The organism is Streptomyces sp. NBC_01551 (genome assembly GCF_026339935.1).
Taxonomy (GTDB): Bacteria; Actinomycetota; Actinomycetes; order Streptomycetales; family Streptomycetaceae; genus Streptomyces.
The window spans coordinates 3,777,501-3,804,081 of sequence record NZ_JAPEPX010000001.1 but is presented as its reverse complement, the minus strand read 5'-3'; the positions used below and the strand labels follow the sequence as shown (position 1 = coordinate 3,804,081).

At 70.6% G+C, this 26,581-nt stretch carries 26 protein-coding genes and 2 rRNA genes (1 of these 28 running past the window's edge); 9 read left to right on the top strand and 19 right to left on the bottom strand.

Features of this window, described 5'->3' with window-relative positions:
• Positions 1-42: 42 nt before the first annotated feature.
• Positions 43-1,770 carry a lysine--tRNA ligase gene (gene lysS, locus OG982_RS17130; protein ID WP_266785850.1) on the bottom strand — a complete coding sequence of 576 codons (1,728 nt, stop codon included), beginning with the start codon at positions 1,768-1,770 and terminating at the stop codon, positions 43-45.
• Positions 1,771-1,938: 168 nt separating this feature from the next.
• On the opposite strand from lysS, the gene argS reads away from it, so the two are divergent.
• From argS to OG982_RS17110, 4 genes are all read left to right on the top strand, one after another.
• On the top strand, positions 1,939-3,744 hold the full coding sequence (gene argS, locus OG982_RS17125) for an arginine--tRNA ligase (protein WP_266785852.1): 1,806 nt from the start codon (positions 1,939-1,941) through the stop codon (positions 3,742-3,744).
• A gap of 99 nt (positions 3,745-3,843) precedes the next feature.
• Positions 3,844-4,275, top strand: coding sequence for a DUF3995 domain-containing protein (locus OG982_RS17120; protein WP_266785854.1), 432 nt, complete (start codon positions 3,844-3,846; stop codon positions 4,273-4,275).
• Positions 4,272-4,781 carry an RNA polymerase sigma factor gene (locus OG982_RS17115; protein WP_266948825.1) on the top strand — a complete coding sequence of 170 codons (510 nt, stop codon included), beginning with the start codon at positions 4,272-4,274 and terminating at the stop codon, positions 4,779-4,781. Before OG982_RS17120 ends, OG982_RS17115 begins: the two co-directional genes overlap by 4 nt.
• Complete coding sequence (locus OG982_RS17110; protein WP_266948823.1) at positions 4,778-5,239, top strand: SRPBCC family protein; 462 nt, start codon at positions 4,778-4,780, stop codon at positions 5,237-5,239. Before OG982_RS17115 ends, OG982_RS17110 begins: the two co-directional genes overlap by 4 nt.
• A gap of 9 nt (positions 5,240-5,248) precedes the next feature.
• Here the strand turns inward: OG982_RS17110 and OG982_RS17105 are convergent, their stop codons facing one another.
• Positions 5,249-5,620 carry an ATP-binding protein gene (locus OG982_RS17105; RefSeq protein ID WP_266949933.1) on the bottom strand — a complete coding sequence of 124 codons (372 nt, stop codon included), beginning with the start codon at positions 5,618-5,620 and terminating at the stop codon, positions 5,249-5,251.
• Between the two features lie 178 nt (positions 5,621-5,798).
• Here OG982_RS17105 and OG982_RS17100 point away from each other — a divergent pair, with 178 nt between their 5' ends.
• Both OG982_RS17100 and OG982_RS17095 read left to right on the top strand, forming a co-directional pair.
• The gene (locus OG982_RS17100) at positions 5,799-6,581 is read left to right on the top strand and encodes a helix-turn-helix transcriptional regulator (RefSeq protein WP_266785860.1); all 783 of its coding nucleotides are present in this window, start codon (positions 5,799-5,801) and stop codon (positions 6,579-6,581) included.
• Entirely contained in the window at positions 6,581-6,826 is a 246-nt protein-coding gene (locus tag OG982_RS17095; protein WP_266785862.1) for a DUF397 domain-containing protein, read from the top strand. Before OG982_RS17100 ends, OG982_RS17095 begins: the two co-directional genes overlap by 1 nt.
• Here the strand turns inward: OG982_RS17095 and OG982_RS17090 are convergent.
• The 7 genes from OG982_RS17090 to OG982_RS17060 form a co-directional block, all read right to left on the bottom strand.
• A complete protein-coding gene (locus OG982_RS17090; protein ID WP_266785864.1) occupies positions 6,808-7,080 on the bottom strand; it encodes a DUF1876 domain-containing protein in 273 nt (90 codons plus the stop codon). The two genes, OG982_RS17095 and OG982_RS17090, sit on opposite strands and share 19 nt — an antisense overlap.
• A 71-nt stretch (positions 7,081-7,151) precedes the next feature.
• Positions 7,152-8,153, bottom strand: coding sequence for a porphobilinogen synthase (gene hemB / locus OG982_RS17085; RefSeq protein ID WP_266948822.1), 1,002 nt, complete (start codon positions 8,151-8,153; stop codon positions 7,152-7,154).
• Positions 8,154-8,310: 157 nt separating this feature from the next.
• The gene (locus tag OG982_RS17080) at positions 8,311-9,978 is read right to left on the bottom strand and encodes a bifunctional uroporphyrinogen-III C-methyltransferase/uroporphyrinogen-III synthase (RefSeq protein WP_266785868.1); all 1,668 of its coding nucleotides are present in this window, start codon (positions 9,976-9,978) and stop codon (positions 8,311-8,313) included.
• On the bottom strand, positions 9,975-10,943 hold the full coding sequence (hemC, locus tag OG982_RS17075; RefSeq protein ID WP_266785870.1) for a hydroxymethylbilane synthase: 969 nt from the start codon (positions 10,941-10,943) through the stop codon (positions 9,975-9,977). The genes OG982_RS17080 and hemC overlap by 4 nt, the downstream gene beginning before the upstream one ends.
• On the bottom strand, positions 10,940-12,655 hold the full coding sequence (locus OG982_RS17070; RefSeq protein WP_266785872.1) for a glutamyl-tRNA reductase: 1,716 nt from the start codon (positions 12,653-12,655) through the stop codon (positions 10,940-10,942). The genes hemC and OG982_RS17070 overlap by 4 nt, the downstream gene beginning before the upstream one ends.
• Positions 12,652-13,530 (bottom strand): redox-sensing transcriptional repressor Rex, encoded by an 879-nt coding sequence (locus OG982_RS17065; protein WP_266948820.1) that lies wholly within the window; start codon positions 13,528-13,530, stop codon positions 12,652-12,654. The genes OG982_RS17070 and OG982_RS17065 overlap by 4 nt, the downstream gene beginning before the upstream one ends.
• A 273-nt stretch (positions 13,531-13,803) precedes the next feature.
• A complete protein-coding gene (locus OG982_RS17060) occupies positions 13,804-14,082 on the bottom strand; it encodes a glutaredoxin family protein (RefSeq protein ID WP_266785876.1) in 279 nt (92 codons plus the stop codon).
• Positions 14,083-14,188: 106 nt separating this feature from the next.
• Between OG982_RS17060 and OG982_RS17055 the strand changes: the two genes are divergently transcribed.
• The 3 genes from OG982_RS17055 (at position 14,189) to OG982_RS17045 (ending at position 17,869) form a co-directional block, all read left to right on the top strand.
• Positions 14,189-15,178, top strand: coding sequence for an HAD family phosphatase (locus OG982_RS17055; RefSeq protein WP_266785878.1), 990 nt, complete (start codon positions 14,189-14,191; stop codon positions 15,176-15,178).
• Positions 15,179-15,575: 397 nt separating this feature from the next.
• Entirely contained in the window at positions 15,576-16,391 is an 816-nt protein-coding gene (locus OG982_RS17050; RefSeq protein WP_266785880.1) for an ECF subfamily RNA polymerase sigma factor, BldN family, read from the top strand.
• 257 nt (positions 16,392-16,648) lie between these two features.
• Complete coding sequence (locus OG982_RS17045) at positions 16,649-17,869, top strand: DUF5667 domain-containing protein (protein WP_266948819.1); 1,221 nt, start codon at positions 16,649-16,651, stop codon at positions 17,867-17,869.
• A gap of 62 nt (positions 17,870-17,931) precedes the next feature.
• Here OG982_RS17045 and OG982_RS17040 read toward each other — a convergent pair whose 3' ends face one another.
• The 10 genes from OG982_RS17040 to OG982_RS16995 all read right to left on the bottom strand — a co-directional run.
• Positions 17,932-18,921 (bottom strand): lysophospholipid acyltransferase family protein, encoded by a 990-nt coding sequence (locus OG982_RS17040; RefSeq protein WP_266785884.1) that lies wholly within the window; start codon positions 18,919-18,921, stop codon positions 17,932-17,934.
• Positions 18,921-19,994: an NAD-dependent epimerase/dehydratase family protein gene (locus OG982_RS17035; RefSeq protein WP_266785886.1), complete on the bottom strand. Its 1,074-nt coding sequence runs from the start codon at positions 19,992-19,994 to the stop codon at positions 18,921-18,923. The genes OG982_RS17040 and OG982_RS17035 overlap by 1 nt, the downstream gene beginning before the upstream one ends.
• 95 nt (positions 19,995-20,089) lie before the next feature.
• Positions 20,090-20,188, bottom strand: coding sequence for an AURKAIP1/COX24 domain-containing protein (locus OG982_RS17030; protein ID WP_003948845.1), 99 nt, complete (start codon positions 20,186-20,188; stop codon positions 20,090-20,092).
• A gap of 132 nt (positions 20,189-20,320) precedes the next feature.
• Positions 20,321-20,530: a helix-turn-helix domain-containing protein gene (locus tag OG982_RS17025; RefSeq protein ID WP_158708561.1), complete on the bottom strand. Its 210-nt coding sequence runs from the start codon at positions 20,528-20,530 to the stop codon at positions 20,321-20,323.
• Positions 20,531-20,644: 114 nt separating this feature from the next.
• The gene (locus OG982_RS17020; RefSeq protein ID WP_266785890.1) at positions 20,645-21,475 is read right to left on the bottom strand and encodes a phosphatase; all 831 of its coding nucleotides are present in this window, start codon (positions 21,473-21,475) and stop codon (positions 20,645-20,647) included.
• Between the two features lie 104 nt (positions 21,476-21,579).
• On the bottom strand, positions 21,580-22,749 hold the full coding sequence (locus OG982_RS17015; RefSeq protein ID WP_266785892.1) for an acetoin utilization protein AcuC: 1,170 nt from the start codon (positions 22,747-22,749) through the stop codon (positions 21,580-21,582).
• A complete protein-coding gene (locus tag OG982_RS17010) occupies positions 22,700-23,926 on the bottom strand; it encodes an MFS transporter (RefSeq protein ID WP_266948817.1) in 1,227 nt (408 codons plus the stop codon). The genes OG982_RS17015 and OG982_RS17010 overlap by 50 nt, the downstream gene beginning before the upstream one ends.
• A 91-nt stretch (positions 23,927-24,017) precedes the next feature.
• A complete protein-coding gene (locus OG982_RS17005) occupies positions 24,018-24,671 on the bottom strand; it encodes an HAD family phosphatase (protein WP_266785896.1) in 654 nt (217 codons plus the stop codon).
• A gap of 156 nt (positions 24,672-24,827) precedes the next feature.
• Positions 24,828-24,944, bottom strand: a 5S ribosomal RNA gene (gene rrf / locus OG982_RS17000).
• Between the two features lie 72 nt (positions 24,945-25,016).
• Positions 25,017-26,581 (bottom strand): 23S ribosomal RNA (locus tag OG982_RS16995); it runs 1,557 nt beyond the window's last position.

The window sequence follows — 26,581 nt, the reverse complement described above, 5'->3', positions numbered from 1 at the left end:
CCCCTCGGGGTGCGGGCCCTTTCACATGCCGTGCCTACGGGGTCAGGCGGCCAGCAGCTTGCGCACCCGGTCCGCCCCCACCGCCAGCAGCAGCGTCGGCAGGCGCGGCCCGGTCTCCCGGGTCACGAGCAGGCGGTACAGCAGTGCGAAGAACGTCCGCTGCGCGACCTTCAGCTCCGGCGTCGGCTTCGCGTCCGGCTCCAGCCCCGCCATCACCTTCGGCACGCCGTAGACGAGGGTGGTGAGCCCGTCCAGCGACCAGTGCGAGTCGAGCCCGTCGACCAGCAGCCGCAGCGACTCCCGCCCCTCGTCGTCCAGCGACGACAGCAGCTCGGTGTCGGCGTCCTCCCGCACCAGCGTGCGCTGGTCCGCCGGGACCTGGGTGGTGATCCAGTTCTCGGCGCGGTCCAGGCGCGGCCGGACCTCGTCGAGCGAGGTCAGCGGCGTCGTCGGGTCCAGGTCGGACAGGATGCGCAGGGTCTGCTCGTCGTGCCCGGCGGTGATGTCGACGACGGACGCGAGCGTCCGGTACGGCATCGGGCGCGGGGTGCGCGGCAGCTCACCGGCGGCGGTCCGCACGGCGCGCGTGTGCGCCGCGGCGTCGGCCGGCAGCACGGAGCCGTCGGCGACCTTGCCCTCCAGCTTGTCCCACTCGTCGTAGAGCCGCTGGATCTCCTGGTCGAACGCGATCTTGAAGGACTGGTTCGGGCGGCGGCGCGCGTACAGCCAGCGCAGCAGCTGCGGCTCCATGATCTTCAGCGCGTCGGCCGGAGTCGGGACCCCGCCCTTCGAGGAGGACATCTTGGCCATGCCGCTGATGCCGACGAACGCGTACATCGGGCCGATCGGCTGCTCGCCGCCGAAGATGTGCACGATCTGCCCGCCGACCTGGAAGGACGACCCGGGCGAGGAGTGGTCCACGCCCGACGGCTCGAAGATCACGCCCTCGAAGGCCCAGCGCATCGGCCAGTCGACCTTCCAGACCAGCTTGCCGCGGTTGAACTCGCTGAGCTTGACCGTCTCGGTGAACTCGTCCTCGGTGCAGACGTAGGTCAGCTCGGTCGTCTCGTCGTTGTACGAGGTGACCTTGGTGAAGTCCTTGCCGCACTCGCCGCAGTACGGCTTGTACGGGAAGTACTCGGAGCCCGCCGCGCTGCCGTCGTCCTCGGCGGCCGCGCCGGAGCCCTCGGCGGCCTCCAGCTCGGCCTCGTCGACCGGCTTCTGCTGCGGCTTCTTGCCGCCCGGCTTGACCTTCGTCCGGTACTGGTCGAGCACGGCGTCGATGTCGCCGCGGTGCTTCATCGCGAACAGCACCTGCTCGCGGTACGCGCCGGTGGTGTACTGCTCGGTCTGGCTGATCGGGTCGTACTCGACGCCCAGCTCGGCCAGCGCCTCGACCATGGCGGCCTTGAAGTGCTCGGCCCAGCTGCCGTGCGCCGAACCGGCCGGGGCCGGGACCGCGGTCAGCGGCTTGCCGATGTGCTGCGCCCACGACGGGTCGACGCCCTCGACGCCGGCCGGCACCTTGCGGTAGCGGTCGTAGTCGTCCCAGGACAGGACGTGCCGGACCTCGATGCCGCGGCGGCGGATCTCGTCGGCGACCAGGTGCGGGGTCATGACCTCGCGCAGGTTGCCCAGGTGGATGGGGCCGGAGGGGGAGAGTCCGGACGCGACGACGACAGGTTTGCCGGGTGCTCGGCGCTCCGCCTCGGCGATGACCTCGTCCGCGAAACGGGAGACCCAGTCGGTCTCGGTGCTGCTCTGAGCCACGACACGTCCTTCTATCTCGAATGCTGGCTTCAGCCATTCTCCCAGACGTCACAGGGCGCTCCGTGGTTGTTTTATGCCGCGAAACGGATGGCGCACGCGTGGGATACTCGGCACTTGTCGGAACAACCAATCGCAGCACCCACCCCCACCTCACAGGAACGGCAGCTCATGGCATCGGTCCCTTCCCTCGCTTCTTCCGTCAATCAGCGCGTCGCGGACGCCCTCGCCTCCGCCCTGCCGGAGGCCGGCGCCGCCGACCCGCTGCTGCGACGAAGCGACCGGGCCGACTTCCAGGCCAACGGCATCCTGGCGCTCGCGAAGAAGGCCAAGGCCAACCCGCGCGAGCTCGCGACGACCGTGGTCGGGGGGATCCCGACCGGCGGCGAGGGCGATGTGATCAAGGAGATCGAGGTCTCGGGCCCCGGCTTCCTCAACATCACCGTCTCCGACCGGGCGATCATCGAGACCCTGGCCGCGCGCGCAGGTGACGACCGGCTCGGCGTCCCGTACTCCCCGAACGCGGGGACCACGGTGATCGACTACGCGCAGCCGAACGTCGCCAAGGAGATGCACGTCGGCCACCTGCGTTCCGCCGTGATCGGCGCCGCGATGGTCGAGATCCTGGAGTTCACGGGCGAGAAGGTGGTCCGCCGCCACCACATCGGCGACTGGGGCACCCAGTTCGGCATGCTCATCCAGTACCTGATCGAGCACCCGCACGAGCTGGACCACAAGGCCGCCACGAGCGCCGAAGAGGACATCGAGGTCTCCGGCGAGGAGGCCATGTCCAACCTGAACCGCCTCTACAAGGCCTCGCGCGCGCTCTTCGACTCCGACGAGGAGTTCAAGACGCGGGCCCGGGCCCGGGTGGTGGACCTCCAGGCCGGTGACGACGAGACCCTCGCCATGTGGCAGCGGTTCGTGGACGAGTCGAAGATCTACTTCTACTCCGTCTTCAACAAGCTGGACATGGACATCCAGGACGCGGACGTGGTCGGTGAGTCCGGCTACAACGACATGCTGACGGAGACCTGCAAGCTGCTGGAGGACTCGGGCGTCGCCGTCCGCTCCAACGGCGCGCTGTGCGTGTTCTTCGACGAGTACAAGGGACCGGACGGCAACCCGACCCCGCTGATCGTCCAGAAGTCGGACGGCGGCTTCGGCTACGCCGCGACCGACCTGTCGGCGATCCGCGACCGCGTCGGCAACCTGAAGGCAAGCACCCTCATCTACGTCGTGGACGCGCGCCAGTCGCTCCACTTCAAGATGGTCTTCGAGACGGCCCGCCGCGCCGGCTGGCTGAACGAGGACGTCCAGGCCGTCCAGCTCGCCTTCGGCACGGTCCTCGGCAAGGACGGCAAGCCGTTCAAGACCCGTGAGGGCGAGACGGTCCGGCTGGTGGACCTCCTCGACGAGGCCGTGGACCGGGCGACCGCCGTCGTGCGCGAGAAGGCGGAGAAGGTCGGCCTGTCCGAGGCGGAGATCGTCGAGAACGGCCAGTTCGTGGGCATCGGCGCCGTGAAGTACGCGGACCTCTCCACCTCGGCCGCGCGCGACTACAAGTTCGACCTGGACCAGATGGTCTCGCTCAACGGCGACACGTCCGTGTACCTCCAGTACGCGTACGCCCGCATCAAGTCGATCCTGCGCAAGGCGGCCGAGGCGGGCGACCGCACCCCGGTCGCGCACCCGGAGCTGGAGCTGGCCCCGGCCGAGCGTGCGCTGGGCCTGCACCTGGACGGGTTCGGCGAGCTGATCGCCGAGGCCGCCGCCGAGCACGCCCCGCACAAGCTGGCCGCGTACCTCTACCAGCTGTCCTCGCTGTTCACGACGTTCTACGACCAGTGCCCGGTCATCAAGCCGGAGCCGGAGCTCGTCGTCGGCGAGAACCGCCTGTTCCTGTGCGACCTGACGGCCCGCACGCTCACCAAGGGCATGTCCCTGCTGGGCATCCGGACCCCCGAGCGCCTCTGACGGCCCTCGCCCCGCCGGTGTGACGAGGCGCACAGGGAACCTTCTCCCTGTGCGCCTCCTCCTTTGGGTGTCGGCCGTCCACACCGAGGGGGAGCGCTCATGAACGAGACAGCACGGAGGCGCCGTACGGGGATCGCGGCCGCGGCGGTACTGGCCGCGGACGGGCTCGCGCACCTGTACTGGGCCACCGGCCTGACCTGGCCCGCCGCGAGCGAGCGGGCGCTGTCGCTGGCCGTGCTCGGCACGGAGGTGTCCTTCGCCCCGCGCGTGGTGCTCCCGCTGGCGGCGCTGACCCTCACGGCCGCCGGCGCCGTCCTGGCGCACGCCCACGGCCGCGGCGGGGCCGCGACCCGGCTGGTCACGGGCGCCGTCGCGGGCGGGCTGGCCGTACGGGGCCTGGCGGGCCTGGGCTGGGCGGCCGGGCTCCTCGACACCCCGCCCGGCCCGTTCCGCTTCCTCAACCTCGCCTTGTACACGCCCGCCTGCCTCGGCCTGGGCTGGGCGGCGGCCCGGCTGGCCCGCGCCCGGTGAGCCCGGCCGACCGGGACCGCGGCATCGCCCTCGCCCGGGCGGCCCGTGCCGGGAACACCCTCGCGATGGACGACCTGCTCGACCACCTCACCCCGTACGTCGCCCGGATCTGCACCCCGATCGCGCGGGCCGACGGCCCGGACGCCACGCAGGAGGCGCTGGTCGCCGTGTTCAAGGCGCTACGGGGCCTGCGCGAGCCGGAGACCCTGTACGGCTGGGTGCGGGCCATCGCGGTGCGCGAGGCGGTACGGGTCGCCCAACGCGCGGCGCGCGCCGTCCCGGCCGAGCTGGCCGACGTACCGGAGCGCGGGGATCCGCAGCTGGCCGCCGACATCGACGACGTGCTGGCCCGGCTCTCTCCCGGCCACCGGGCCGTCCTGGTCCTGCGGGACGTGGAGGGCCTGGACGAGGAGTCCGCGGCGGCCCTCCTCGGCGTCCCGGCGGGCACCGCCAAATCCCGGCTGCACCGGGCCCGTTCGAGCTTTCGGAAGGCGTGGTTCTCATGACGGCGTACGCGAGTGGCGCGGCCGCGATCGACACGGTGGCCCGGCTGCGGATCATGGCGGCCGGCATCCGGGGGGCCCGGGTCGTCGAACGGGTCCTGCCCGCGCCGGTCGAGCGGGTGTGGGCGGTCATGTCCGACCTGGAGGGCGAGTTCGGCCGCTTCCAGCCGGACATGCGCCGGGTCCGCGTGCTGCGGGTGACCGGCGACCGGGTGGAGGCGCTGGCCCGCAGCCGGTGGGGGCTGCGGGCCCACTTCCGGGGCGTGCTGCGGCCCGGCTGGTGCTGGTTGCAGAGCCGGTTCCTGATCATCGGCATGGCCGCCGCGCCGGAGCCGGGCGGCGGCACCCGCGTGGCCCTGACGGGCGGGGTCCGCGTCCCGGGCCGGGCGGCGATCGTCCCGCTGGGCGCGGCGGCCGAGTTGGCCGACGCCATGGCCCGCCTGGAGGCCCGGCTCGGCTGAGCCCCGGCGTCAGCCGTCGAACTCGGCCCACACCACCTTTCCGGGCGTCCGCACCCCGACCCCCCACCGGTCCGCGAGCGCGGCGACGAGCAGCAGCCCCCGCCCCCGCTCGGCCGACGGGTCCCGCTCGGCGATCCGGGGCCGCCCGGCGCCGCTGTCGTGGACCTCGACCCGCACGACGCCCTCGAACCGGAGCAGCCGCAGCCGGTAGCCCCGGCCGGGCGGTACGCCGTGCAGCAGGGCGTTGGTGGCGAGCTCGCTCACGCAGAGCAACAGGTCGTACCGGCGCGATGTCACACCCCACGCGTCAAGGGTGACACCGGTGAACTCCCTGGCAGAGCCGATGGTTTGGCGACTGCGCGGGTAGAGGCGGTCCCGCATCAGGGCGGGTTGAATATTCAGATTCACCTGACGATCGTCGCCGTCCGTGACTAGCGTGAGTGAGACGTCCAACCCGTACTGATTGCCGAGTACGGGTTGGTACGGCTATCTCTCATGCCCAGGTGGGGAGTTCACGTTCATGCCACCCAGGAAAAGGCCCCGGCCCAATGCGACGGCGATGAAGATGGTCGGCGCACTGGTTGCCGCCGCCCGCGTCGCCAAAGGACTGACCCAGCGCGAGCTCGCCGAGCAGGTCGTGATGGACATCGAGACGCTCGCCTCCATCGAGCAGGGCAGACGCGTACTGATGCCCGACGTCGCCGAGCGGATGGACCGGATCCTGGGGCTGCCCGGGCTCCTGGCGGTCGCCGCGAACAAGATGCCCGAGGTGGACTCGATCCCGCCGTGGGCGGAGGAGTACTTCGAGCGCGAGGCCGAGGCCTTCTCCCTGTCCTGGTACGACACGCTGATCGTCCCGGGCCTGCTCCAGACCGAGGCCTACGCCCGCGCCGTGTTCCGCTGCCGCGTCCCGTACATGGGAGAGGAGAAGATCGAGTTCCAGACCGCCCGTCGCATGAAGCGCCAGGAAATACTGGGCCGCCCGGTTCCGCCCACCCTCGGGTTCGTCGTCTGGGAAGCCGCCCTGCGCGACCGGATCGGCGGCGAGGAGATCTACCGCGAGCAGCTGCGCCACCTGCGGGCCTGCGCCGACCGCCCGACCATCTCGCTCCAGGTCCTGCCCCTGGGCATCACCGCTCACGCCGGTCTCGACGGACCGTTCATCCTCCTGGAAACCCCCGACCTCCAGCGCCTCGCGTACTCGGAGACCCAGCGCGGCAGCATCCTCGTTCGGGACCCCAACGAGGTCAGCATCCTCTCCCAGAAGTATGCAATGCTGCGATCCCAGGCCCTCAACGTCGTTCAGACGAAAGGCCTGTTGGACCAGCTGCTAGGAGAGTGATGAGCACCCATCTCAAGTGGTTCAAGTCGAGCTACAGCGGCAGCGAGGGCGGCCAGTGCCTGGAGGTCGCCATCGCCTGGCGGAAGTCCAGCTACAGCGGCAGCGAGGGCGGCGCATGCGTCGAGGTGGCCCCCTGCACGTCGGCAGACGAAGTGCACGTGCGGGACTCGAAAGTCCCGCACGGCCCGACCCTCACGCTCTCGCCCTCAACCTGGACGGGTCTGACTCACTGGGTCAGCGGATAGGAATGTCTGCCGGAGACCTCGTCGATCTCGGCGTGCGCCTTCTGCAGCATCTGGGACGCGAGATCCATCAGCGCTCGCGATCCCGCGATCTCCTCGCCGACCCGCAGCTGCTCCGGGTCGGTGGGGTGGCGCATGGCGTAGCCGCGCGCCCTCATCTCGGAGCCGTCCCCGAGTCTGACCAGGGCAGCCGCGCTCGTGCGGTTGCCCTCCTCGGTGAATTCCAGCTCCACATGCCACCCGACCAGCGTGGACATGGTGACTCACCTCCAGAGGTCGACCTCTATCCCTCCAGGGTGCGCCCGGCACCGGGGTACGGCCAGTCGGCCTAGCGCTCCTGGCGGAGCCAGCCGGCGACCTCGGTCGCCCAGTAGGTGAGGATCGTGTCCGCGCCCGCCCGCTTGAAGCCGAGCAGGGACTCCAGGATGGCGCGGTCGCGCTCGATCCAGCCCTTCTCGGCCGCCGCCTCGATCATCGCGAACTCGCCGCTGATCTGGTACGCGGACACCGGTACGTCCACGGCCTGCGCGACCCGGTAGAGGATGTCGAGGTAGGGGCCGCCCGGCTTGACCATGACCATGTCGGCACCCTCCTCCAGGTCCAGCGCCAGCTCCCGCAGGGACTCGCGGGCGTTCGCCGGGTCCTGCTGGTACGTCTTGCGGTCGCCCTGGAGCGAGGAGCCGACGGCCTCGCGGAAGGGGCCGTAGAAGGCGGAGGTGTACTTCGCGGTGTAGGCGAGGATCGCGACGTCCTCGTGGCCGGTCTCGTCGAGGGCGTCGCGGACGACGCCGACCTGACCGTCCATCATGCCGCTGGGGCCCACCACGTGGACGCCCGCGTCAGCCTGGACCTGGGCCATCTCCGCGTACCGCTCCAGCGTGGCGTCGTTGTCGATGCGGCCGTGCTCGTCCAGGACGCCGCAGTGGCCGTGGTCGGTGTACTCGTCCAGGCACAGGTCGGACATGATGACGAGGTCGTCGCCGACCTCCGCCTTCACGTCGCGGATCGCGACCTGGAGGATGCCGTCCGGCTCGGTGCCCGCCGTGCCCAGCGCGTCCTTGTTCTCGTCGGCCGGGACGCCGAAGAGCATGATGCCCGCGACGCCCGCCTCCACCGCCTCCACTGCGGCCTTCCGCAACGTGTCCCGGGTGTGCTGGACCACGCCCGGCATCGCGGAGATGGCCAGCGGCTCGCTGATGCCCTCGCGCACGAACGCGGGGAGGATCAGGTCCGAGGGGTGCAGCCGGGTCTCCGCGACCATCCGCCGCATCGCCGGGGTGGTCCGCAGCCGGCGGGGCCGGGAGCCGGGGAAGGATCCGTACGCGCTCATACTCAGTCGCCTCTTCGAGCTTCGAGAACAGTCGGGATCCAGCGTAGGGCGTGCCCGACGGCGCTCCCGGCCGGGCCCGCCGCGCGGACGCCCCCCCCGGCACGGGTCAGGGCCCGGACGCGGTGCGTCCGGGCCCTGATCAGCCTCTGCCCACCGGTCAGGTGGTGCGGCGCCGCCGCGCGCCGGGGCGGCGCTCGCTCGGGCGGAACACCGTCTCGCCGGCCTCCTTGGCCGCCTCACGGCGGGCCGCGCCGTACTCGGCGAGGGCCTCGGCCAGCTTGCTGACGCTCGGCTCGGGCGACAGGACGTCGACGCGCAGGCCGTGCTCCTCCGCCGTCTTGGCGGTCGCCGGTCCGATGCAGGCGATGACGGTGACGTTGTGCGGCTTGCCGGCGATGCCGACGAGGTTGCGCACCGTCGAGGACGACGTGAAGAGAACGGCGTCGAAGCCGCCGCCCTTGATCGCCTCACGGGTGTCCGCCGGCGGCGGCGAGGCCCGGACGGTGCGGTAGGCCGTGACGTCGTCGACCTCCCAGCCGAGCTCTATCAGGCCCGCGACCAGCGTCTCGGTCGCGATGTCGGCGCGCGGCAGGAAGACGCGGTCGATCGGGTCGAAGACCGGGTCGTAGGGCGGCCAGTCCTCCAGCAGCCCGGCCGCGGACTGCTCGCCGCTGGGCACCAGGTCCGGCTTGACGCCGAACTCGACGAGCGCGGCGGCGGTCTGCTCGCCCACGGCGGCGACCTTGATCCCGGCGAAGGCGCGGGCGTCGAGCCCGTACTCCTCGAACTTCTCCCGGACGGCCTTCACGGCGTTGACCGAGGTGAAGGCGATCCACTCGTAGCGTCCGGTGACGAGCCCCTTCACGGCCCGCTCCATCTGCTGCGGGGTGCGCGGCGGCTCCACGGCGATGGTCGGCACCTCGTGCGGCACCGCGCCGTACGAACGCAGCTGGTCGGAGAGCGAAGCGGCCTGCTCCTTGGTACGCGGCACGAGCACCCGCCAGCCGAACAGCGGCTTCGACTCGAACCAGGCCAGCTCCTCGCGGCGCGCGGTGGCACCGTGCTCACCGACCACGGCTATCACCGGGCGGCCGCCCTCGGGGGAGGGGAGCACCTTGCCCTGCTTGAACACCGCGGCGATGGTGCCGAGCGTCGCGCACCAGGTGCGCTGGCGGGTCGTCGTGCCGCCCACGGTCACGGTCAGCGGGGTGTCGGGCTTGCGCCCGGCGCTCACCAGCTCGGCGGCCGCGGCGGACACCGTCTCCAGGGTCGCGGAGACGACGAGGACACCGTCGCTGGCGCCGACCTCGCTCCAGCAGCGCGCCGAGGCGGTACGGGCGTCGACGAAGCGGACGTCCGCGCCCTGCTCGCCGCGCAGCGGAACGCCCGCGTAGGCGGGCACGCCGACGGCGGTCGCGACACCGGGAACCACCTCGAAGGGGATCCCCGCGGTGGCGCAGGCGAGCATCTCCTGGGCCGCGTTCCCGTCGAGCCCGGGGTCTCCGGTGACGGCACGCACGACCCGCCTGCCGGAGCGCGCGGCCTCCATGACAAGATTGGCGGCGTCCCGGATCGCCGGGATCCCGGCGGCTGCTGACGCCTCGTCAGCGACCGTCAGCTGCGGCGTGTCGACACTCGCGCGCGCATGGGTCCGTACGACGTCGAGCACCTCGGGCTCCGCGATCAGTACGTCCGCGGCGGTGAGCGCCTCGACGGCGCGCAGCGTCAGCAGACCCGGATCGCCGGGGCCGGCACCGAGGAAGGTGACGTGCCCCTGTGCGGCGACGGCCGGAAAGGCGGAGGTGGTCGGACTTGAGGGGTTCAAAGCGATCGCTCCCCCATAAGACCGGCCGCGCCCTTGGCCAGCATCTCGTCCGCGAGTTCGCGGCCGAGCGCCATGGCCTCGTCGTACGACTGGGGCACGGGTCCGGTGGTGGACAGCTGCACGAGCGTCGAGCCGTCGAGGGTGCCGACGACGCCGCGCAGGCGCATTTCATTGACAATCTGCCCGTCGGCCAGAAGGTCGGCGAGCGCGCCCACGGGGGCGCTGCAGCCGGCCTCCAGGGCGGCGAGCAGGGAACGCTCGGCGGTCACGGCGGCCCGGGTGTGCGGGTCGTCGAGCCGGCCGAGCGCGGCGATGAGCTCCGCGTTGGACGCGAGGCACTCCACGGCCAGGGCGCCCTGGCCCGGAGCCGGCAGCACGCTGTCCACGGACAGCAGGTCGGTCGCTTCATCACTGCGGCCGATCCGGTTGAGCCCGGCGGCCGCGAGGACGACGGCATCGAGCTCGCCGTCGCGCACGAACCCGATCCGGGTGTCGACATTCCCCCGAATGGCGACGGTCTCGATGCGCTTGCCGAGGGCCCGCGCGTAGTGGTTGAGCTGCGCCGTGCGGCGCGGCGAACCGGTGCCGATGCGGGCACCGTCGGGCAGCTGCTCGAAGGTCAGCCCGTCCCGGGCGACGAGCGCGTCGCGCGGGTCCTCGCGGAGCGGCATGGCCGCGATCACGAGGTCGTCGGGCTGCGCGGTCGGCAGGTCCTTCAGCGAGTGCACGGCGAAGTCGACGTCACCGCGCAGCAGGGCGTCGCGCAGCGCCGTCACGAAGACGCCGGTGCCGCCGATCTGCGCGAGGTTCTCACGGGACACGTCCCCGTACGTCGTGATCTCCACGAGCTCGACGGGCCGACCGGTGATCGCCCGTACCGCGTCGGCGACATGGCCGGACTGGGACATGGCCAGCTTGCTGCGCCGCGTGCCGAGCCGCAGGGGCTGGTCGAGACGTGGATTCATGATGCCCGTCCTGAGTCGTCGTTCTTGTCTGCCGCGTCCGCCCGGCTGACGGAGGCCACCGTCTGCGGGTCGAGATCGAAGAGTTCGCGCAGCGCCTCCGCGTACCCGGCGCCGCCGGGCTCGCTCGCGAGCTGCTTGACGCGCACGGTGGGCGCGTGGAGCAGCTTGTCCACGACGCGCCGCACGGTCTGAGTCACTTCAGCCCGCTGCCGTTCGTCGAGGTCGGGGACCCGCCCGTCGAGGCGGGCCACTTCCATGGCCACGACCTCGGCGGCCATCGCCCGCAGGGCCACGACGGTGGGCGTGATGTGAGCGGCCCGCTGCGCGGCGCCGAAGGCGGCCACTTCCTCGGCGACTATCCCACGTACGGCGTCCACATCGGCAGCCATGGGCGCGTCGGCGGAGGCCTCGGCGAGCGACTCGATGTCCACGAGCCGCACCCCGGGGATCCGGTGCACGGCGGCGTCGATGTCCCGGGGCATGGCCAGGTCCAGCAGCGCGAGCCGCACGGCGACCCCGTCCACGTGCGCCCGCACCCCACGCCGGGGCTGCCGCTGCGCGGCGGCCTCCCCCTGGTCGGCCCAGGTCCCGTGCAGTTCGAGCGAACTGGCGTCCACCCCGGCGATCGCGGCGCGACCGTCGCCGGCCGGCGCGTCGACCGGGCAGCCGTCGCGGTCGGCGCCGGGGGCGATGGTGCGCGCGACGCCACCGTCGGCGAGCCGCACCCCGGCCGCGGCGGCAGCCGCGAGCCGCGCCACGACCCCGGCGTCAACGGCGCCGGCCACATCCAGCCCCATCGGCGTTTGAGGCGCGGGGGCCGGGGCGAAGCCCCGGGAATCGGGAAGGGGCGGGGAGGGGATCAGCCCCGCGGGGCCACCCGCGGCCAGCGCGGCGGCCACGTCGTCCCCGGTCAGCACCAGCCCGGTGGCCCCCGTGCAGGAGACGACCACGTCAACACGTGTCAGCTCATCGGCGACGGACGCCATCGCGACAGAACGGGCCCGCACCCCGGTGCCCGAGGCAACCAGAATCTCGACCAAACGCTCCGCCCGCTCGGCGGTCCGGTTCGCCACCACGACCTCGGCGACGCCGACCCGCGCCAGCGTCGCCGCCGCCAGCGACGACATCGATCCGGCCCCGATGACCAGCGCCCGCTTGCCGGCGGCCCACTCCCCCACCGGCAGGTGCACGGCCAGCTGCTCCAGGCCGAACGTCACCAGCGACTGTCCGGCCCGGTCGATCCCGGTCTCCGAGTGCGCCCGCTTGCCGACCCGCAGCGCCTGCTGGAAGAGATCGTTGATCAGGCGCCCGGCGGTGTGCAGCTCCTGCCCCAGCGCCAGCGCGTCCTTGATCTGGCCGAGGATCTGGCCCTCGCCGACCACCATCGAGTCCAGCCCGCACGCCACCGAGAACAGGTGGTGCACCGCCCGGTCCTCGTAGTGCACGTACAGGTACGGAGTGAGCTCCTCCAGAGCCACCCCGCTGTGCTGCGCGAGCAGCGTCGACAGCTCGGCGACACCGGCGTGGAACTTGTCCACGTCCGCGTACAGCTCGATCCGGTTGCACGTGGCGAGCACCGCCGCCTCCGCCGCCGGCTCCGCGGCCAGCGTGTCGTGCAGCAGCTTCACCTTGGCGTCGGCGTTCAGGGAGGCCCGCTCCAGCACGCTGACCGGCGCGCTGCGATGGCTCAGCCCCACGACGAGCAGACTCATGCCGGCATCACCGCCGGAACGTCGCCCTCGGGACCGCCCTTGCGCGCGGCGGCGGCGCCGCGCCCGGCGGGCGGCATCAGGGCCGCGGCCGGAGCCGCCCCCGTGCCGACGCCGGCGTCATCGCCGGAACCGGCACCCGCGCCGGCACCCGCGCTGGCACCCGCGCCGCCGTCCGCCTCGCCGGCGTCGACGATCCCGGCGGCCGCCGCTTCCTCGCCCGCCTTGCGCTGCTCGTGGAACGCCAGGATCTGGAGCTCGATCGACAGGTCGACCTTGCGCACGTCCACGCCCTCGGGCACGGACAGCACGGTCGGCGCGAAGTTCAGGATGGAGGTCACGCCCGCCGCGATCAGCCGCTCGCTGACCTGCTGCGCCGCGCCCGCGGGGGTCGCGATCACGCCGATCGAGACGCCGTTCTCCGAGATGATCTTCTCCAGATCATCGGTGTGCTGCACGGGCATGCCGGCGACCGGCTTCCCGGCCATGGCCGGGTCGGCGTCGATGAGGGCCGCGACGCGGAACCCGCGCGCGGAGAAACCGCCGTAGTTGGCCAGGGCGGCGCCGAGGTTACCGATGCCGACGATGACAACCGGCCAGTCCTGCGTCAGGCCGAGCTCGCGCGAGATCTGGTAGACGAGGTACTCGACGTCGTAGCCGACACCGCGCGTCCCGTAGGAGCCGAGGTACGAGAAGTCCTTGCGCAGCTTCGCGGAGTTGACTCCGGCGGCGGCCGCGAGCTCCTCGGAGGACACCGTGGGCACCGATCGCTCGGAGAGCGCGGTGAGGGCGCGCAAGTACAGCGGAAGCCGGGCGACCGTGGCCTCGGGAATACCTCGGCTGCGGGTCGCCGGTCGGTGAGTTCGGCCAGTTGCCACGATGCTCCTGCGGGATGAGCGGGGCTGCAGGCGGTCACTTGTCCCTAGACCGCCCCGTCGAAAGCAGGCTATGTCTTTGTGAACGCGTGCACAAAGATTGTGTCCGCTTTGTCCGAGCAAAGTGACCGGGGTCACGCGGTCCGGGCGCACAGGGCGGGAACCGGGAACGGGCCGAACCCGTTCAAATCCGGATGGGGGCAAAACCGTACACACTCCTCATCGATACGCCCCCGAGTCCCCATAAATCGCCCATGATGGTAACCGCCCGGGCGGTCAGGCTCCCAATGCCCGGCGAAGCCTCTCAGGGTTCACCCGCCAGAAGGTGTGCTGTTCACCATCGACCAGGACCACCGGGATCTGCTCCCAGTGGAGCCGGTAGAGCTCTTCGTCCTGCGAGATGTCCTTCTTCTCCCACTGTGCACCGGTCTCGGCGCACACCTTCTCGATCACTTCCTGTGCGTCATCGCAGAGATGACACCCCGGCTTCCCGATGAGCGTGACCATCCGGTCCTCGGGGCGCTTCTTTTCCTTACGGCGCAGCAAAGGGCTCATGCGCACCATTCTCCCGCGCCGCCCGTAACACCCCCGCCCCGAAGAGTTCACGCCTCCGCATCCCATCGGTTCGGGAACTCCCGAACACAGTGGCTATGCTCGCGTCATGGCCGCTCTGGGATGGCTCACCCCCCGTAGGCGCTCCGCGACCGCGCGGAGCGTGCTGGCAGGCGAGGCCTCGGCCGAGGCCGCCCGCAAGACCGCTCTGACCGGTGCGCCGGATGCCGAAATCACCGAGGAAACCGAGAACGCCGAGGTCAACACGGCGCAGGCGGAGGCCGATGAGGCCGCCGCGGCCGCCCCGGCCCCGTTCCCCGTCGCCGGTGACGAACTGGCCGCCGCCTTCTTCGACCTCGACAACACCGTCATGCAGGGCGCCGCGATCTTCCACTTCGGACGCGGCCTCTACAAGCGGGAGTTCTTCCAGCGGCGCGAGCTCGCCCGCTTCGCGTGGCAGCAGGCCTGGTTCCGGTTGGCCGGCGTCGAGGACCCCGAGCACATGCAGGACGCCCGCGACAGCGCCCTGTCCATCGTCAAGGGCCACAGGGTCAGCGAGCTCATGTCGATCGGCGAGGAGATCTACGACGAGTACATGGCCGAGCGGATCTGGCCGGGCACCCGCGCCCTGGCCCAGGCCCACCTCGACGCCGGACAGAAGGTCTGGCTCGTCACGGCCGCCCCCGTCGAGACCGCCACGATCATCGCCCGCCGCCTCGGCCTGACCGGCGCCCTGGGCACCGTCGCCGAGTCCGTGGACGGCGTCTACACCGGCCGGCTCGTCGGCGAGCCGCTGCACGGCCCCGCGAAGGCCGAGGCCGTCCGCGCGCTGGCCGCCGCCGAGGGACTCGATCTCGAACGCTGCGCCGCGTACAGCGATTCGCACAACGACATCCCGATGCTGTCGCTCGTCGGGCACCCGTACGCGATCAATCCCGACACAAAACTGCGCAAGCATGCCAGGGCCAACGACTGGCGGCTGCGCGACTATCGGACCGGCCGCAAGGCCGTGAAGGTCGGCGTCCCCGCCGCCGCCGGAGTCGGCGCGATCGCGGGCGGCGCGGCCGCCGCCATCGCCCTGCACCGCCGCCGCCGCTGACACACCGGGGCACCGGCACCCGGCGCCCGCCTGCGCCGGAGCACCCGCACGCCCGCGGGCGGCTCCGCGCCGCCCTCCCGGCCCGCTGCCCCGGGAGCGATCCCTCACCCCTACCCGTGCCTTCGGCACGGCACTCCGGCATGCCCGACTCGGTCGCGAGCCACCTCGGAAGCGTCCATTCCGCGCCGCCAACCGATCAAGAAGCGATCACCAACTGCGACTGAATATGCCCTCGACACGCAACAGAAGTGTCGGAATCGGTGATTTGAGCAACTGGGTGTAGCGCTGCCTGTACGAAGCGTTATTCTCCTCAAACGCATGCCACCGGCCATCTGTCGCCACGACGGGTGAACGGTCCCGCACTGCACGTGATGGAAGCTCTGCCTCTGGGAGTCCCGTGTACCCACCTGTCGGGGTTGACGCCTCGGGCCTGGCTACGCTGCGCGCAACGGTCCTCGACCACCTGCGCGGCTTCGTCCCCACCGCGTACGCCGTCCCCGCCTTCGCCGCCGCCGTCCCTGCCGGCCTCGGCCCGGCCGGTCCTTGCTATGCCCTGACCGACGGCGGAGCGACCGTGGGCAGACGCGGTCGCACGGCCGGGAACGCGGGCGGCGGTGCCACCGGCACGAGCGCCCCCACCGCCCGCCGCCCCACCGCGGACAGCGACCAGGCCCGCATGATGGACCTGGTCGAACGCGCCCAGGCCGGAGAGGCCGAGGCCTTCGGCCGGCTCTACGACCAGTACAGCGACACCGTGTACCGGTACATCTACTACCGGGTCGGCGGCAAGGCGACGGCGGAGGATCTCACCAGCGAGACCTTCCTGCGCGCGCTGCGCCGCATCTCCACCTTCACCTGGCAGGGCCGCGACTTCGGCGCCTGGCTGGTGACGATCGCCCGCAACCTGGTCGCGGACCACTTCAAATCGAGCCGTTTCCGGCTCGAAGTGACGACCGGCGAAATGCTGGACGCCAACGAGGTGGAACGGTCCCCCGAGGACTCCGTCCTGGAGTCCCTGTCCAACGCGGCCCTGCTGGAGGCCGTACGGAAACTCAATCCGCAGCAGCAGGAGTGCGTGACCCTGCGCTTCCTCCAGGGCCTCTCGGTCGCCGAGACGGCCCGTGTGATGGGGAAGAACGAGGGCGCCATCAAGACGCTCCAGTACCGGGCGGTGCGCACCCTGGCCCGCCTTCTCCCGGACGACGCCCGCTGAGGGTGCCCCCGCACCGACGTCACTCCCCCGCCCGCTGCCGCGCCTACACGACAAAACAACCTGACTCTGATGACGCTGTGGTCCGATCATCCTTCGTCCGTAACCCAAGTGCCGCGCCGCTCGTTGTGCGGAATGCAGGCTCCCTGTGGACACGCCCTGCCCGAAGCCGCTCACCCGAAAGGGTGGATGTGCTCAAGGAAGGCAACCTTCCGGACACCTTGGGGAGTCGATCGTCATGACGAGAGGAGGTGCCGCCAGTGATCGCGAACGTGACTCCGCACCGGCGGGCGAACGCCTTCGCCCAGGCCCTGGAGGATCGGAACCCATCCGATCCTTCGGAACCGGACCCGGCGGCCGAGCAGTCCGAGGCACCTGCCGAACCTGCTGACCACGACCGGTTGTTGGCCCTGGCGAACGTGCTCGGTGAACGTATGCCGCGCCCGGAGCTGGATCCCGAGGTCAAAGTGGTGCAGCGAGCACAGCTCGTTGCCGCCATGGAGGCCATGGTGCTGGAGGAGAGGGCCGGGGGCGGTGCCGCCTCGGACCCTCTGGTGCCCGAGCAGCGGACCGGCCGCGGCGCCCACCGGGCGACCTCGCTCCGGAAATTGCGGCCCCGCTCCCGCTGGTCCAAGGGCATCGCAGCGGGCGGCCTCACCGTCGGTGTGGCCGCGGGGGCATTCAGCGGAGTGGCCGCTGCCAGCACGGACGCCCTGCCGGGTGACTCCCTCTACCCCGTCAAGCGGGGCATGGAGGATCTGAAGCTGGGGATGGCCGACGACGATTCGGACCGGGGCGAGCTCTATCTCGACCAGGCCTCGAACCGCCTGTCGGAGGCCCGCCGGCTGATGGAGCGCGGCCGTACGGGCGTCCTGGACCACGAGTCCCTGGGCGAGATCCGCCGGGCGCTGGCCGGCATGAAGCACGACGCGTCGGAGGGCCACCGGCTCCTCCAGGCCGCGTACGAACGGGACGGCTCGCTCGGCCCGATCCAGGCCCTGTCGTCGTTCTCCCGCTCGCACCGCGACGCGTGGGGAAAGCTCCGCGACAAGCTCCCGCCACAGCTGGGCGACGTCGGCGGAGAGGTGGAGTCGGTCTTCCAGGCCATAGACGAAGACGTGGCGCCGCTACAGAACCTGCTCCCGAAGCCACCGGAGCAGACCCGCGGCGGGACGGGACCGTCCTCGGCCAAGCCGAGCACGCCCGCCGGGAAGCAGCAGCCCGCCGCCTCCCCGGGCACCCCGACGGCCGGCGGCCACCCCGCCGGTCCGTCATCCCCGGCGGGGGGCGCCACCAGCAAGTCCCCGGCCTCCGGCGGCCTCCTGGGGGGTACGGGCGAGCTCCTGAACCCGCCCTCGGGCCAGTCCCCCGCCCCCTCGGCGGTCACCCCGGAACTCCCGAAGCCGGACATCACCCTCCCACCCCTCCTGCCGGGCCTCCTCCCGGGCCTGGGCCTGGGCGCGGAGGGCGCACCGGAGTAGCGGGCCGGGTAAACGAACGCCGGCGAGGCCAATCCAGCCTCGCCGGCGTTCGACGCGTGGGGTCAGAAGAACACGGACCGCCGCTGCACGAGCAAGCGGTACAGGGTGTGCTGGATCTGCTCCCGCACCTGGTCCGTGAGGTTGAACATCAGCATCGGGTCCTCCGCCGCCTCCGGCGGATACCCGTCCGTGGCGATCGGCTCGCCGAACTGGATGGTCCACTTCGTCGGCAACGGCACCGCCCCCAGCGGCCCCAGCCACGGGAACGTCGGCGTGATCGGGAAGTACGGGACCCCCAGCAGGCGCGCCAGCGTCTTCGCGTTGCCGACCATCGGGTAGATCTCCTCCGCCCCCACGATCGAGCACGGCACGATCGGCGTCCCCGCCCGCAGCGCGGTCGACACGAACCCGCCCCGCCCGAACCGCTGGAGCTTGTACCGCTCTCCGAACGGCTTCCCTATCCCCTTGAAGCCCTCCGGCATGACACCGACCAGCTCCCCGGCCTCCAGCAGCCGCTGCGCGTCCTCCGCGCACGCCAGGGTGTGCCCCGCCTTGCGCGCCAGCTCGTTGACCACCGGCAGCATGAACACCAGGTCCGCCGCCAGCAGCCGCAGGTGCCGTTGCGCCGGGTGGTGGTCGTGCACCGCGACCTGCATCATCAGGCCGTCCAGCGGGAGAGTCCCGGAGTGGTTCGCCACGATCAGCGCGCCGCCCTCCTTCGGGATGTTCTCGATGCCCTTGACCTCGACCCGGAAGTACTTGTCGTACAGCGGCCGCAACAAGGACATCAGGACCTGGTCCGTCAGCTCCTTGTCGTAGCCGAAGTCGTCGACCTCGTACTCCCCGGTGACCCGCCGCCGCAGGAACGCCAGCCCGCCGGCGATCCGCCGGTCCCAGCTGCCGCCACCCGCCTCCACGGGCTCCAGGGGCCGCTCTGACGCCGCGTCCGGCGCCACCGCCTCCGGCTCCGCCGCCGCGGCGACCCGCACCCGGCGCGGCGGACGCCGCCTCGGCCGGTCCTCGTCGAACGGAATGACCTTGGCGTCCGCCACTATCGCTTCGCTCCCTCAGCCGTAGCCCCGGCACTCGTCAGATCCGCGTTCAGCACCTCGGCCACGCGGTCCACCGCCCGCGCCGCCCGCTCCGGCGGCAGCAGCCCGTTCCCCCGGCTCCGCGCGAAGTCGAGGAAGGTCTCGGCGGTGGTGTACATCGGCTTGAACCCCAGGGTGTCGCGCATCTGCGCGGTCTCCACGACCCGCCCGTGCGTCAGCAGCCTGATCTGCTCGGGCGAGAAGTCCGTGACCCCCACCGCCCGCAGCGCGGCCCCCACCCACGTCACCGCGGGCAGCAGCAGCGGCACCGTGGGCCGCCCCAGCCGCCGCGAGCACTGCGACAGCAGCATCACGCCGTCGCCCGCGATGTTGAAGGTCCCGCTGTTCAGCGTCCCGCGCCGGGGCTCGCGCGCCGCCAGCCGCAGCACGTCCACGACGTCGTCCTCGTGCACGAACTGGAGCCGCGGGTCGTAGCCCAGCACCGTCGGCATCACCGGCATCGAGAAGTACTCGGCGAGCGCCGAGTCGGCGTAGGGCCCCAGGATGTTCGCGAAACGCAGCACGCACACGGCCACGTCGGGCCGCCGGCGCGCGAAGCCCCGTACGTAGCCCTCGACCTCGGCGGCGTCCTTGGCGAAGCCGCCCGACGGCAGCGACTTCGGCTGCGTGGTCTCGGTGAAGACGGCCGGATCCCGCGAGGTGCCCCCGTACACGCTGGTACTGGACTTCACCACGAGCCGCCGGACCGTCGGGGACTTCTGGCAGGCCCCGAGGAGCTGCATGGTCCCGATGACGTTGGTTTCCTTGACGGTGCTGCGGCCGCCACCCGGCACCGCGGTGCCTCCGGTGACCGCCAGGTGGACCACCGTGTCCACGGCGTGCTCGGCCAGCACGCGCACGATCGCCGACTGTCTGATGTCCGTACGGACGAACTCGGCCGATCCGAGCCGGTGCGGCGGGGTCACCGCGTCCACGGCGATCACCCGGTCCACTTCCGGGTCGCGCTGGATACGGCGCACGAAGCGGCCTCCCAGCTGCCGGGCAGCCCCGGTGACGAGCACGACCTTCCCCACGAGCTCAGCGCCTCCCTCGAAGAAGTCCCCCGGCTGCACCGCAGCCCCTCCACCAGGATGGTGGAGGGGCTGCGGAGAACACGTACAGCTGCCGTTTACTTCTTGTTACGACGCTGGACGCGGGTGCGCTTGAGCAGCTTGCGGTGCTTCTTCTTAGCCATCCGCTTGCGCCGCTTCTTGATAACAGAGCCCACGACTACCCTCGCTCACTTCTCTTCACTCGGTGCGGGGCGTCTGGGCCCACACGACCTACGTCGGCCTAGCCTACCCGCCCGAGCTCTGAGCTTGTAATCCGAGGGCATCCGCGGGGAGCCGAGGTGTCCCCCTCAGGCCGACTCCACCCCCACATAGGACTCTCGAAGGTACTCGTGGACCGCGTTTTCGGGGACCCGGAAGGACCGGCCCACCCGGATTGCGGGCAGATGACCGTTGTGCACCAGGCGGTACACGGTCATCTTCGACACTCGCATCACCGAGGCAACCTCTGCCACGGTCAGGAACACGACCTCGCTGAGAGGCCTCTCGCCAGCAGCCATGACACACCTTGACCTTCCGCGCATGACGGGCACCGGCTTCCCCTCCGGTTACTCCTCGTCGTCGCACGCTCACTCCCCAGAGTAGGGGCGTGTGATACGAGTGGGGAAGAGGAGCTACAGCCACTCCTGGCCCACCGAAAGACTCGCCCGATGGAGTACATACCGAGTGAGCGGTCGGTAGTAGTCCGAGCGCACCCCGTCATCAAGCGGAACGGCCACCGCGACGCGCCCCTCGGCCTCTCCCACGAACAGCGCCGGATCATCCGTGTCCGCCAGGCCGATCGCGTCCACACCGAGCTGACCTGCGCCGCAGACCCACCCGTGATCCCCCACCACCAGCTCCGGCAGCGGCCCGCCGGCCTCCGCCAGCGCCCCGAGCGCGATCCGAACCGGCAGCGGTGAATGGGTGTGCGCGCCGGTGGCACTCCCGGGTGGCCGCGCGCCGGGTTCCCGCACCAGTGCGACCCCCCGTACGTAATCGATGCGGTGCGGGCGTACGCCGAACCGGGTCGCCATGTCGACACCGGCCCCCTGCGCCGGGGTGAGGACATCACATCCCGCCGCCGACAACGCCTGCGCCAAGCTGACGTAGAAGCCCAGGAGCCGGTGCGGATGCCCCGTCCCGAGCAGGACGGGCGACCGCGCCCCGGCCGCCTCGCGCAGCCGCTCCGCGAACGCCTCCAGGGCCGCCACCGTCCGCTCCGGATCGATCACGTCCGGGCCGCTGACGTGCGAAGGGTCCGCCGAGACCCCGCACTTGTCCGCCATCAGCCGCAGTAAGTCACCCTCGCCCCAGCACCACTCCGGATCGAGCCCCAGCATCACCCGCGGATCGCGCGCCGCGAACAGCCGGTAACTGCGCAGGCTCTCCTCCCGGGACGTCGCGACGGGCCCGGCCAACCGGGCGGCCAGCAGATGCGCGCGCAGCGCGGCGGTGCTCAACACCCTCCGATGCTGCCGCAACGAATCCGACGGATCATCAATTCCGCTGAGGAGCCCCACCGTTGGCGTAACGATGCATCACAGCGCCCGGGCGGCGCGCGAGCGGCTTACGTGAGCAGGCCACGCAACGGGAACACCGCCCGCCGCGTCGCGAGAACGGCCTGATCCGTCCGGTCCGCCGGGTCGTAGCCCGCGTCCCAGTCCCGCCAGGCCGGATCGCGCCCGTCCGTCATCCGGGCCGGCGCCGGCTGCCGGGTCCGCGCGTACACCTCGTCGCGCCACGCGTCCGGGACCACCGCCGCCGGATCCACCGGCCGGTGCGCCGCGATCCCCACCAGGTGCGTCCACGACCGCGGTACGACGTCCACCACCGCGTACCCGCCGCCGCCCAGCGCCAGCCAGCGCCCGCCCGCGTGCTCGTGCGCGAGCCGGTGACAGGCCTCCTGCACGGCCCGCTGCGCGTCCAGCGACACCGCCAGATGGGCCAGCGGGTCCTCGAAGTGCGTATCGGCCCCGTGCTGCGTCACCAGCACCTGCGGCCGGAAGTCCGCAAGCAGCTCCGGCACCGTCGCGTGGAACGCCCGCAGCCAGCCCTCGTCGCCGGTCCCGGCGGGCAGCGCGACGTTCGCCGCCGAGCCCTGGGCGGCCGGCCCGCCCGTCTCCTCCGGCCAGCCCGTCTGCGGGAACAGCGTCCGGGGATGCTCGTGCAGGGAGATCGTCAGCACCCGCGGGTCGTCCCAGAACGCCGCCTGCACCCCGTCGCCGTGATGCACGTCCACGTCCACGTACGCGACCCGCTCGGCCCCCAGCTCCAGCAGCCGCGCGATCGCGAGCGCCGCGTCGTTGTACACGCAGAACCCCGCCGCGCCGCCGGGCATCGCGTGGTGCAGCCCGCCCGCGAAGTTCACCGCGTGCTCGGCCTCCCCGTGCCAGATCGCCTCCGCGGCCGCCACCGACTGGCCCGCGATCAGCGCGGACGCCTCGTGCATGCCGTGGAACGCCGGATCGTCCATGGTCCCGAGCCCGTACGAACCGTCGGCCACCCCGGGATCCGCCGACACCTCGCGCACGGCCGCCACGTAGTCCTCGCGGTGGACGAGCCGCAGCGTCGAATCCCCGGCCTCCGGGGCCGCCCGTACCTCCATCGCCCGGTCCAGCCCGAAGGCGCGCACCAGGCCCATGGTCAGCGCCAGGCGCACCGGATCCATCGGATGGCTCGGTCCGAAGTCATACCTCGTTACCGCCTCGTCCCACATCAACAACCCGCGGCCGCTCATGCCGGACACCGTATCGGGCGCCCTCCGCGCCGAACGAGCGGGCGTAGAAGAGCGTCACCAGCACCAGCACCATCGGCACGAGCATCGCGCCCCGGTAGCTCCACGCGTCCCCGATCCCGCCGACGAGCGGCGACCCGATCAGGAACCCGACGTAATTGAAGATGTTCAGCCGAGCGATCGCCGTGTCCGACGCCCCGGGGAACAACCTGCCGGCGGCCGCGAACGTCTGCGGCACGATCACGCACAGCCCGATCCCCAGCAGCGTGAACCCGAGCATCCCCAGCCACGCCCCGGGCGCGGCGGCCACCACCGCGAACCCGCCCGCGGCCACCACCGTCCCGACCCGCACCACGGCCACCGCCCCGAACCGGCGCACGCCCAGGTCCCCGACGGCCCGCCCGATCAGGGTCGTCACCATGTACACGTTGTACGGGACCGTCGCCAGCTGCTCCGAGCTCCCCAGCACGTCCTGGAGGTACTTGGCGCTCCAGTTCGAGACCGTCGAATCCCCGATGTACGCGCACGCCATCACGAGGCACAGCGGCAGCAACAACGTGAACCCGCCGGCCCCCAGCCCCTTCTCGGCGACCTCCCCCTGCCCCTGCCCCTGCCCCTGCTGCCCGACGTAGAACCGGCTCCCGTAGAACGCGAGCGGCAGCAGCGCGGCCACCGCCGGGGCGTAGCCGGCGAGCAGCGAGAGGTGCCAGTGCGCCCCGGCCCAGGCCGCCGACGCCCCCACGATCCCGCCGAGACTGTACGACGCGTGAAAGCCGAGCATGATGCTGCGCCCGTACGCCCGCTGGAGACTGACGCCGAGCATGTTCATGGACGCGTCCAGCGCACCCACCGACAGCCCGAACGCCCCCAGGGCCACCGCCACGTGCCACATCTGCGTGCCGGCGCCGACCCCGAGCAGGGACAGCAGCACCAGCGGCTGCGCCCACCGCAGTACGGCGGCGGGCGCGATCCGCTTCACGAGGTGCTCGGTCGCCACGCTCGCGACCCCGGCGAGGACGGGCACGGCGGCGAGGAAGGCGGGCAGCAGCCCGTCGGATATCCCGTACCGGTCCTGGATGGCCGGGATCCGGGTCACGAGCAGGGCGAAGGTCACGCCCTGCACGAAGAAACTGAACCCCAGGGCCCCGCGCCCACGCCGGAGCCGCACATCAGCTGTCATGGCGGCACAGCGTAGGGCCGCGGGCTACCCGTGGGTAGAGAGATCACACACCAATGTCCGCTGTGATCAGCCCGCAGGTGACGGGACGGGCTCAGGCCTCCAGTCCGAGCAGCCCGATCAGCTGCTTCATGTCCCCGAAGTACCCGGTGGCCCCAGGGAGCCGCTCGGCCGGCAGCATCCCGGTGAACGCGTACACGTCCATCCCCGCGGCGACGGCGGCCCGCACCCCGAGCGGGCTGTCCTCGACGACCACGCACCGCGAGGGCAAGACGCCCATCTGGTCCGCCGCGTGCAGATACAGGTCCGGGGCGGGCTTCCCCTGCCCGACGTCCTCCGAGCTGTAGATCCACTCCTCCTCGAACCACCCGTCGATCCCGGCGGCCCGGTGCCCGACCCGGATCCGCTCGTGGGTCCCGGAGGAGGCCAGGCAGTACGCCACCCCCTGCGCGGTCAGCGCCCCGAGCACGTCTTCCACACCCGGCACGGGCTTCAGCTCGCGCTCGAACGCGGCGAACGTCCGCGCGTGGAGGGTCTCGTCGAATTCGGCCGGCAACCGCTCCCCGGTCCGCTCGAAGACGACGTCGTGAACCCGGTGCACGGCCGCCCCCATGTAGTCGCGGAGGGATTCGTCGTAGGAGGTGGGGTGTCCCAGCTCGCTCAGGTACCCGGCGAGGATCCCGTTGGCGAGCGGCTCACTGTCCACCAGCACGCCGTCGTTGTCGAAGATGACGAGGTCGTAGCCCATGTCACAACATTACGAGTAGTCAGACCGCGTCAACCCGAACCCCATGCCGGGCATCCGCAGGACAACCCGACCGGGCCTGGTGCGAACGGCCCACCGACCCGTAAACGCAGAAAAGCCCCGCACCAGTTACCTGGTGCGGGGCTTCCCACAATGATTGTTCGGCGGCGTCCTACTCTCCCACAGGGTCCCCCCTGCAGTACCATCGGCGCTGAAAGGCTTAGCTTCCGGGTTCGGAATGTAACCGGGCGTTTCCCTAACGCTATGACCACCGAAACACTATGAAGATATCAACCGGATGACAACACGGTCGTTACTTCAGAACTAACACAGTGGACGCGAGCAACTGAGGACAAGCCCTCGGCCTATTAGTACCAGTCAGCTCCACCCGTTACCGGGCTTCCACATCTGGCCTATCAACCCAGTCGTCTACTGGGAGCCTTACCCTCTCAAGGAGGTGGGAATACTCATCTTGAAGCAGGCTTCCCGCTTAGATGCTTTCAGCGGTTATCCCTCCCGAACGTAGCCAACCAGCCATGCCCTTGGCAGGACAACTGGCACACCAGAGGTTCGTCCGTCCCGGTCCTCTCGTACTAGGGACAGCCCTTCTCAATATTCCTACGCGCACAGCGGATAGGGACCGAACTGTCTCACGACGTTCTAAACCCAGCTCGCGTACCGCTTTAATGGGCGAACAGCCCAACCCTTGGGACCGACTCCAGCCCCAGGATGCGACGAGCCGACATCGAGGTGCCAAACCATCCCGTCGATATGGACTCTTGGGGAAGATCAGCCTGTTATCCCCGGGGTACCTTTTATCCGTTGAGCGACGGCGCTTCCACAAGCCACCGCCGGATCACTAGTCCCGACTTTCGTCCCTGCTCGACCCGTCGGTCTCACAGTCAAGCTCCCTTGTGCACTTACACTCAACACCTGATTGCCAACCAGGCTGAGGGAACCTTTGGGCGCCTCCGTTACCCTTTGGGAGGCAACCGCCCCAGTTAAACTACCCATCAGACACTGTCCCTGATCCGGATCACGGACCGAGGTTAGACATCCAGCACGACCAGAGTGGTATTTCAACGACGACTCCACAACCACTGGCGTGGCTGCTTCAAAGTCTCCCACCTATCCTACACAAGCCGAACCGAACACCAATATCAAACTGTAGTAAAGGTCCCGGGGTCTTTCCGTCCTGCTGCGCGAAACGAGCATCTTTACTCGTAGTGCAATTTCACCGGGCCTATGGTTGAGACAGTCGAGAAGTCGTTACGCCATTCGTGCAGGTCGGAACTTACCCGACAAGGAATTTCGCTACCTTAGGATGGTTATAGTTACCACCGCCGTTTACTGGCGCTTAAGTTCTCAGCTTCGCACGCCCGAAAGCGCACTAACCGGTCCCCTTAACGTTCCAGCACCGGGCAGGCGTCAGTCCGTATACATCGCCTTACGGCTTCGCACGGACCTGTGTTTTTAGTAAACAGTCGCTTCTCGCTGGTCTCTGCGGCCACCCCCAGCTCACGGAGCAAGTCCGATCACCAGTGATGGCCCCCTTCTCCCGAAGTTACGGGGGCATTTTGCCGAGTTCCTTAACCATAGTTCACCCGAACGCCTCGGTATTCTCTACCTGACCACCTGAGTCGGTTTAGGGTACGGGCCGCCATGAAACTCGCTAGAGGCTTTTCTCGACAGCATAGGATCATCCACTTCACCACAATCGGCTCGGCATCAGGTCTCAGCCTTAATGAGGGACGGATTTGCCTACCCCTCGGCCTACACCCTTACCCCGGGACTACCACCGCCCGGGCTGGACTACCTTCCTGCGTCACCCCATCGCTTACCTACTACAAGTCTGGTTCGTCGGCTCCACCACTTTCCTTTCCCCGAAGGGTCCGGAACGGCTTCACGGACTT